7 protein-coding genes are annotated in these 7,083 nt (G+C 38.5%); all 7 read right to left on the reverse strand.

The features are described from left to right. The coding region (gene carB / locus M0Q17_RS10070) for a carbamoyl-phosphate synthase large subunit (RefSeq protein WP_295086474.1) at positions 1-1,522 on the reverse strand (1,522 nt) is incomplete at its 3' end. A 79-nt stretch (positions 1,523-1,601) separates the two neighbouring features. After that, complete coding sequence (gene mreC, locus M0Q17_RS10075) at positions 1,602-2,363, reverse strand: rod shape-determining protein MreC (RefSeq protein ID WP_295086476.1); 762 nt, start codon at positions 2,361-2,363, stop codon at positions 1,602-1,604. After that, the gene (locus tag M0Q17_RS10080) at positions 2,356-3,393 is read right to left on the reverse strand and encodes a rod shape-determining protein (RefSeq protein WP_295086478.1); all 1,038 of its coding nucleotides are present in this window, start codon (positions 3,391-3,393) and stop codon (positions 2,356-2,358) included. Before M0Q17_RS10080 ends, mreC begins: the two co-directional genes overlap by 8 nt. A 9-nt stretch (positions 3,394-3,402) precedes the next feature. After that, complete coding sequence (gene clpX, locus M0Q17_RS10085; protein ID WP_295086480.1) at positions 3,403-4,650, reverse strand: ATP-dependent Clp protease ATP-binding subunit ClpX; 1,248 nt, start codon at positions 4,648-4,650, stop codon at positions 3,403-3,405. A gap of 102 nt (positions 4,651-4,752) precedes the next feature. Continuing rightward, entirely contained in the window at positions 4,753-5,544 is a 792-nt protein-coding gene (lpxA, locus tag M0Q17_RS10090) for an acyl-ACP--UDP-N-acetylglucosamine O-acyltransferase (protein ID WP_295086482.1), read from the reverse strand. 16 nt (positions 5,545-5,560) lie between these two features. Beyond that, positions 5,561-6,007, reverse strand: a complete 447-nt coding sequence (gene fabZ, locus M0Q17_RS10095; protein ID WP_295086486.1) for a 3-hydroxyacyl-ACP dehydratase FabZ — start codon at positions 6,005-6,007, stop codon at positions 5,561-5,563. A 54-nt stretch (positions 6,008-6,061) separates the two neighbouring features. Further along, positions 6,062-7,083 (reverse strand): epoxyqueuosine reductase QueH (locus M0Q17_RS10100; protein WP_295086484.1); only part of this gene is annotated, 1,022 nt, incomplete at its 5' end.

Raw genomic sequence — 7,083 nt, forward strand, 5'->3', positions numbered from 1 at the left:
CATCATCTTCGCAAACATTTACATTTGAGTTTTTAGTTATAAGTTGCGCAATTCTTTTATCTGAAAAGCCGTCAACTTTTACGTTTCTCATAAACTCTTCATCAAGCAAAATCTTATCTGTTATGAAGCTCTCGGTTTTAATAAGCTCCTCTAGTTGGTATAAAAACCAAGGATCGATTTGACATGTATCAAACATCTCTTCAATACTCATACCACGGCGAAAGCCCTCTGCAACATAGAGAACTCTATCTGCATTTGGACGGCGGATTTCATGTTTAATAAAATCTATATCTGCATCTATAGGGTCAAATCCGCATAAGCCGGTTTCAAGCGAGCAGAGTGCTTTTTGGATAGACTCTTTAAATGTACGGCCTATCGCCATTACTTCGCCAACTGACTTCATACTTGTACTTAGAGTATTTTCAGCCTCAGGAAATTTTTCAAATGTAAAACGAGGAATTTTTGTTACAATATAGTCTATTACAGGCTCAAAAGAAGCAGGAGTCCCCGTAATATCGTTTGTTATCTCGTTCAGAGTAAATCCTACCGCTAAAAGAGTAGCTACTTTTGCAATCGGGTAGCCGGTAGCCTTTGATGCAAGTGCGCTAGATCTTGAAACACGAGGGTTCATCTCTATGACTATCATGCGCCCAGTTTTTGGGTCTATTGAGAATTGAACGTTACTTCCACCCGTATCTACACCAACCTCTCTTAAGATGTCAAAAGATGCGTTTCGCATTCTTTGGTACTCTTTATCTGTTAGTGTAAGTGCAGGCGCAACCGTGATGCTGTCTCCCGTATGAACACCCATCGGGTCAAAGTTTTCGATGGAGCATACAATGATGCAGTTATCTTCTTTATCACGGATAACCTCCATCTCATACTCTTTCCAGCCAAGAAGGGACTCCTCTATAAGTATTTCAGTTACGGGAGATTCATCTAGTCCGCGTTTTGCGAGTTTTTTAAACTCATCCATATTATAAGCAACGCCGCTTCCTCCTCCTGCAAGAGTAAAAGAAGCACGGATAATAATAGGAAAACCGATTGTATCAGCTGCTTTTAGAGCGTCATCCATGTTGTAAGCATACATTGAAAACGGCAAGTCCATTCCGATTTTAATCATAGCCTCTTTAAACGCCGAGCGATCTTCACCTTTATGAATAGCTTCAGGAGATGCACCTAAAAATTCTATTCCCTCAAGCATTCCTTTTTCATACATTTTAGTAGCTACATTAAGTGCAGTCTGCCCGCCCATTGTAGGCAAAATAGCATCTACTTTTTCATCTTTAATGATTTTGGCGATGACCTCTTCTTTGATAGGCTCTATGTATGTTCTATCTGCAAATTCTGGATCTGTCATAATAGTTGCGGGATTAGAGTTTATAAGAACGACGCGGTATCCGAGCTCTTTTAACGTCTTAACTGCTTGAGTTCCTGAGTAGTCAAATTCACAAGCTTGTCCGATGATAATCGGACCAGAGCCTATGAGTAAAATAGTGTGAATATCGGTGCGTTTTGGCATTGTTTACCTTTTTCGTTAGTACATAAAAATTTGTTTATTATAGGTAAAAAGCACTTAATATTTGATGAGTTTTAGAGTTTTATTTTATCTTTTTTATCATATGAAAATAGTTTGGATTATTTGTTTTATAATATGGTTCTATGACTGCGTTTTGGTACCCCTGAGAGGAGGTAACGGATATAACTTTTCCGACTTTAAGACCCTTGAAAAAAATCTCATCCAAACTTGAAGTTACAACTTCATCGCCCTTTTTTATGTGATGCCAAGCAGGAATAAATTTTACGACCAAATACTCTGAACTGTTTCCATGTGCAATTCCCGGTGCTTTTTCTTCCCCGATGTGTACGGCATAAGAGCTCTTTATATCCCTATTTAAAAGTCCAAGAGCTCTTCCTTCTTGCGGTATTACAATGCCTGCTACAATATTTTTATACACAAGCCCGTAAATTTTTGAAGCGTCATAATCTTTTACCTCAAGCCATACTCTGTTTAAATCGCCAAATTTTTGGTAGGAGAGAGTCCGTACAAGTTCCACTCTGGGATCTATTTCAAGAGAAGAGTTGTTCTCTTTAAAAAAATCATCTATCTCGGAGGATAATTGTTGCATGACAAGTTCATTGTTCTCATATTTTTTAAGCTTATCTTTTAATTCTGCTATATTTGTTGCTTGAAAAAAGTGTTGTTCTATCTGATTTTGTATAAATTCTGTTGATGCATGGTAGTTTGATTTAATGTTGTTTAGAGCTGAAATAAAGGGTGCTTGAATAATATTTGTATAGTAAAATGCACCCGCAAAGAGTGCAGTAAATAGTAGAAAAAACCCAAATAAGCCTTTATTCATTTTCAAAAAGTTCTTGTAGCAAATCTATCTCTTCAAGCGCACGACCAGTACCGCGAGCAACTGCTAAAAGCGGTTCATCTGCAACATATACCGGGATTTTAACGATATCTGATAAATATTTATCTAGTTGACGGATAAGCGCGCCTCCGCCTGTTAAAATAATACCGTGGTTTACGATATCGCCCGCCAAATCTGGAGGCATCTGCTCTAGTACGTCGCGCAGAGCTTCCCCTATTTCTCTAAGAGGATCTCTCATCGCTTCTCTGGCATCTTCACTTGTGAGTTCAACTGAACTTAAAAGACCCTCAACCTGATCTCTGCCGGTAATAACCATCTTTAACTCTTCATCAAGCTGAACAGCTGTTCCTATAGCAATTTTAATCTCCTCGGCAACTCTCTCGCCGATAAGAAGATTGTATTTTTTTCTAATAAAGTTAACAATACCTTGATCTATCTTGTCTCCGGCAGTGCGGATGGATTTTGAAAGAACTAACCCTCCAAGAGATACAACACCTATCTCTGTTGTTCCGCCACCGATATCAACCACTAGATTTCCTTGCGGTTCTCGTATCTCAATGCCGGCACCGATTGCCGCTGCCATAGGCTCTTCTATAAGAAATACCTCTCTTGCTCCTGCACTTAGAGCAGATTCACGAACAGCTTTTCTCTCAACCTGCGTTAATCCATAAGGCACACAGATAATAATTCTAGGACTAATAAGAGATCTTCTTCCATGCGCTTTTTCGATAAATTTTCTTATCATTTTTTCAGTTATATCAAAGTCGGCGATAACACCGTCTCTCATAGGACGGATGGCTTTAATGTTGCCGGGAGTTTTACCTACCATCTCTTTTGCTTCTTGCCCGACAGCTAAAACTCTCTGTTTACCATATTTTTCCGTTTTAACAGCAACGACCGATGGTTCATTTATAATGATACCTCTACCTTTTGCTATAACAATCGTGTTTGCGGTTCCTAAATCTATAGCTAAATCATTTGAAAAAAGTCCGATTAATTTATTGAGTACCATTATTTTACCTTATGCTATTTGTTTGGAGTGTTTTTTTATATATATGGGTGTTTCTCCCTCATTAATAACTGCTTTTGTTATTAAAACTTCATATCCGCCGTATTCGGGAAGCTCATACATGATGTCAATCATATTCTCTTCCAAAATTGCGCGAAGTCCGCGGGCACCTGTTTTTCTCTTGATAGATTTTACGGCAATAGCTCTTAGTGCATCTTCTTCAAAGTTTAGCTCGACATTATCAATCGAGAAGAGTTTCTTGTACTGCTTGATAATTGAATTTTTAGGCTCGGTTAAAATGCGAACCATGTCATCTTCCGTAATTTCGTTTAATGATGCTATGATAGGAAGACGACCTACAAGTTCGGGAATAAGACCGTAGCTTACCAAATCATCAGGCTCCACTATGTCATAGCTTAGTTTCTGCTCACTTTTGCTCTTTTTTTCATGACCAAATCCTAAAATATTTTCGCCCTGTTTTCTTTTTAGTATCTCATCAAGACCGTCAAATGCACCACCGCAGATAAAGAGAATCCCTGTTGTATCAATTGAGATAAACTCTTGATTTGGATGCTTTCTGCCGCCTTTTGGTGGAATGTTTACAACAGCTCCCTCGATAATCTTTAAAAGTGCCTGCTGAACGCCTTCCCCTGAGACATCACGAGTGATAGAACGATTTTCACTCATGCGAGAAATTTTGTCTATCTCATCTATAAAAACTATTCCTTTTTGAGCTTTTTGTACGTCGCCATCAGCTGCTTGAAGCAACTTTGTTAAAATATTTTCAACATCTTCCCCGACATATCCTGCTTCAGTAAGGCTTGTAGCATCTGCTATGGCAATAGGAACATTTAGAACTCTAGCAATTGTTTGTGCCATAAGAGTTTTTCCGCTTCCAGTCGGTCCTATAAGAAGTATATTAGACTTTGAAATTTCAGTATCATCATCTTCCTTAGGATTTTGGCTATTAAAAATTCTTTTATAGTGGTTATAAACGGCAACACTTAGAAGTTTTCGTGCGCGCTCTTGCCCTATAATATACTCTGCTAAAAAGCTGTTTAACTCTTTTGGAGTCATCAGGTTATTAAGTGCATCAACTAATTCGTCATTTTTTGAAGAGGAGGATTCACTCTCGTCTCCAAACATTATCTTGTAAGCTGAAATTACACAGTTTTTACAGATATATACACCGTTTCCGGCAATTAGAGGGTTTGTATCACTCTCCCCAGCGCCGCAAAAGCTACAGTTTCTATGAATCATATATTTTTCCTCTCATTAGTTATTATGGTATAAGGAGTAATCCCGTTACCTACGTTGACACTTGGTTCTCTTTTGCAGAGGGTCCAAAGCACTTGTGCTTTTTTAGTCATCGTTTTTCTTTCTTTCATAGGGGATTCCACGTTTCGTTTTTAAAATAAAGTTACAAAGAGTTTGCACATGATGGTTTTTCGTTTTTTCAAGTAGCTCGTTTGCAACCTCTTTTAAAGGTTTTCCTGCTTCAAAGAGATCTCTGTAAGCAGATTTTAGTTCATCTATATCTTCGCGGTTTAAATTTCTTCTTAGCCCGGTTAGATTTAGACCACGAAGTGTCGCACGATTTCCCTCTGCCATGCAAAACGGCGGAATATCTTGCGCTAAAGCAGAAGCCCCCGCAACCATAGCATAATCGCCGATATGTACAAACTGATGAATAGGGGTCATTCCGCCGATAACAGCGTAATCTCCCATCTCAACATGTCCGGCAAGCGTAGCGGCATTTGCTAAAATACAGTGATTTCCTATAATGACATCATGACCAATATGTACATAGCCCATAAAAAGGTTATGCGAGCCGATAATCGTTTTGCCTCCGCCGCCTTTTGTTCCGGGGTTAAAAAGGGTAAATTCCCTGATTTTGTTATTGTCGCCGATAATAAGTTCAACGTCTTCCCCTGCAAACTTTAGGTCTTGCGGAGCCGAGCCTATAACGGCATGAGAAAAAATATGGTTATTTTTACCAATGGTTGTTTTTCCGTAAACAGAGCTGCTTTGCTCTATTTTTGTGCCATCACCAATAGTCGTAGTAGCAGAGATGAAACAGTATGGACCAATCTCAACATTATCGCCGATTACTGCACCGTTTTCAATGATTGCAAGAGGGGAGATTTTATTCAATAATTTACCTTTTTACTTACTTGTTGACAATCATAGCTTTAAGTTCAGCTTCTGAAACTAAAACATTCTCAACATACGCTTTGCCTTCAAGCACCCAGATTTGACCTTTGTTTTTGATAACACTAATACGGTATTCTAGTCTGTCTCCGGGTTTTACGGGGGAGCGAAATTTTGCTTTGTCGATACTCATAAAATATACAACTTTATTTGCGGCTTCCTCTTCTGTCATATCGCCCATGCTTTTAAATGCCAAGATGCCGCCTGCTTGCGCCATTCCCTCTAAAATCATAACGCCGGGATAGATTGGATGACCAGGAAAATGACCTTGAAATACGTTATCGCCGATTGTTATGTTTTTAAATCCGATAAGAGACACTTTCTCTTTAATCTCAGTAACTCTATCTAAAAGCAAAAAGGGGTAACGGTGAGGTATAATTTTTTGAATTTCCACAACATCCATAATCATCAGTAAAACCTTTGTAATTTAATAAATTTGGTTATTTTAGCAAATAAAAGATTATATAATGATTAGTTTTTCTCTAGTGTCTTCATAAATTTTTGCATCAAGCTCTATAGTTAGTTTTGTTTGGGGAATTTTTTCTACAATAATGATTGGGCTTAAATCATAATTTGTATCTGTTAAAGTATCTCTAAACTTCAACTCTTGATCAAAAGCAGGCGGATGAAATATGAGCTCGCTTAGAGTTTTATAGTTAAAGTTGCATGTAGAATTGAAAAACTCTAAAGTTACAAATCTAATCTCCTCGCGGTTGAAATAAGCGATATTATTATGTAAAAATTCTACATTACCTTGCGCTTTTTTTCTAGGAAGGGTAGAGTAAAAGAGCGCATAAGCGGGAATAACCTCTGTTTTATTAGCGGTAACTTTAAAGCTAAATTGGCGGTAGTTTAAAAACTTCTCTTTAATGATTTTATATGCAATATTTTTCTCTTCAAGTTTGTTGCGATGTGTATATAGTTCAAGTCTCTCTTCGATGGAAGAGGGAAGTGTTTGGTTAGAGAGCGGGGAGAACATCTCATCCATAAGGCGGTCTTGCTGCTCTCTTTGCATACTAAGCCCGTAGATGCATCCGCAGTAATCTTGACGGTAGAGCTGCTCCTCTTTTGTAGTGCGGCTCTGTTCTTGCGTCCCGCTGTTTGTTCTATAATCAAATGCGATAAACTCAACACCATATTTTTTAAAAAAAATATCACCGCTTCGTTTTAGTTGTTCTTGTGATTTTAGCGGGCTAACAAGAAGTGTAGTCGTGATGCTTTTTTCTCCAAGCTCTTGTGCTTTTAGCGCACTAACTTCAAAGCGTCTGTCAAAACAGACTTCACATCTTTTGCCTTTTTCAGGTTCATTTTCCAAACCGCTGACTGCTTGTAGCCAAGCTTCAAAATCATACTCCCCCTCAAGCAGCTCGAGCCCAAGTTTTTTGCATGAGCGTTTTACGTCAAGCAGACGAAGCTGATACTCGGAGTAGGGATGAATATTTGGATCGTAAAAGAAGCCTGTGAGCTTCTCATGAGGGTAGT

Origin of the sequence: Sulfurimonas sp., from assembly GCF_023229105.1 — a bacterium.
In the GTDB taxonomy this organism is placed as follows: Bacteria; Campylobacterota; Campylobacteria; order Campylobacterales; family Sulfurimonadaceae; genus Sulfurimonas.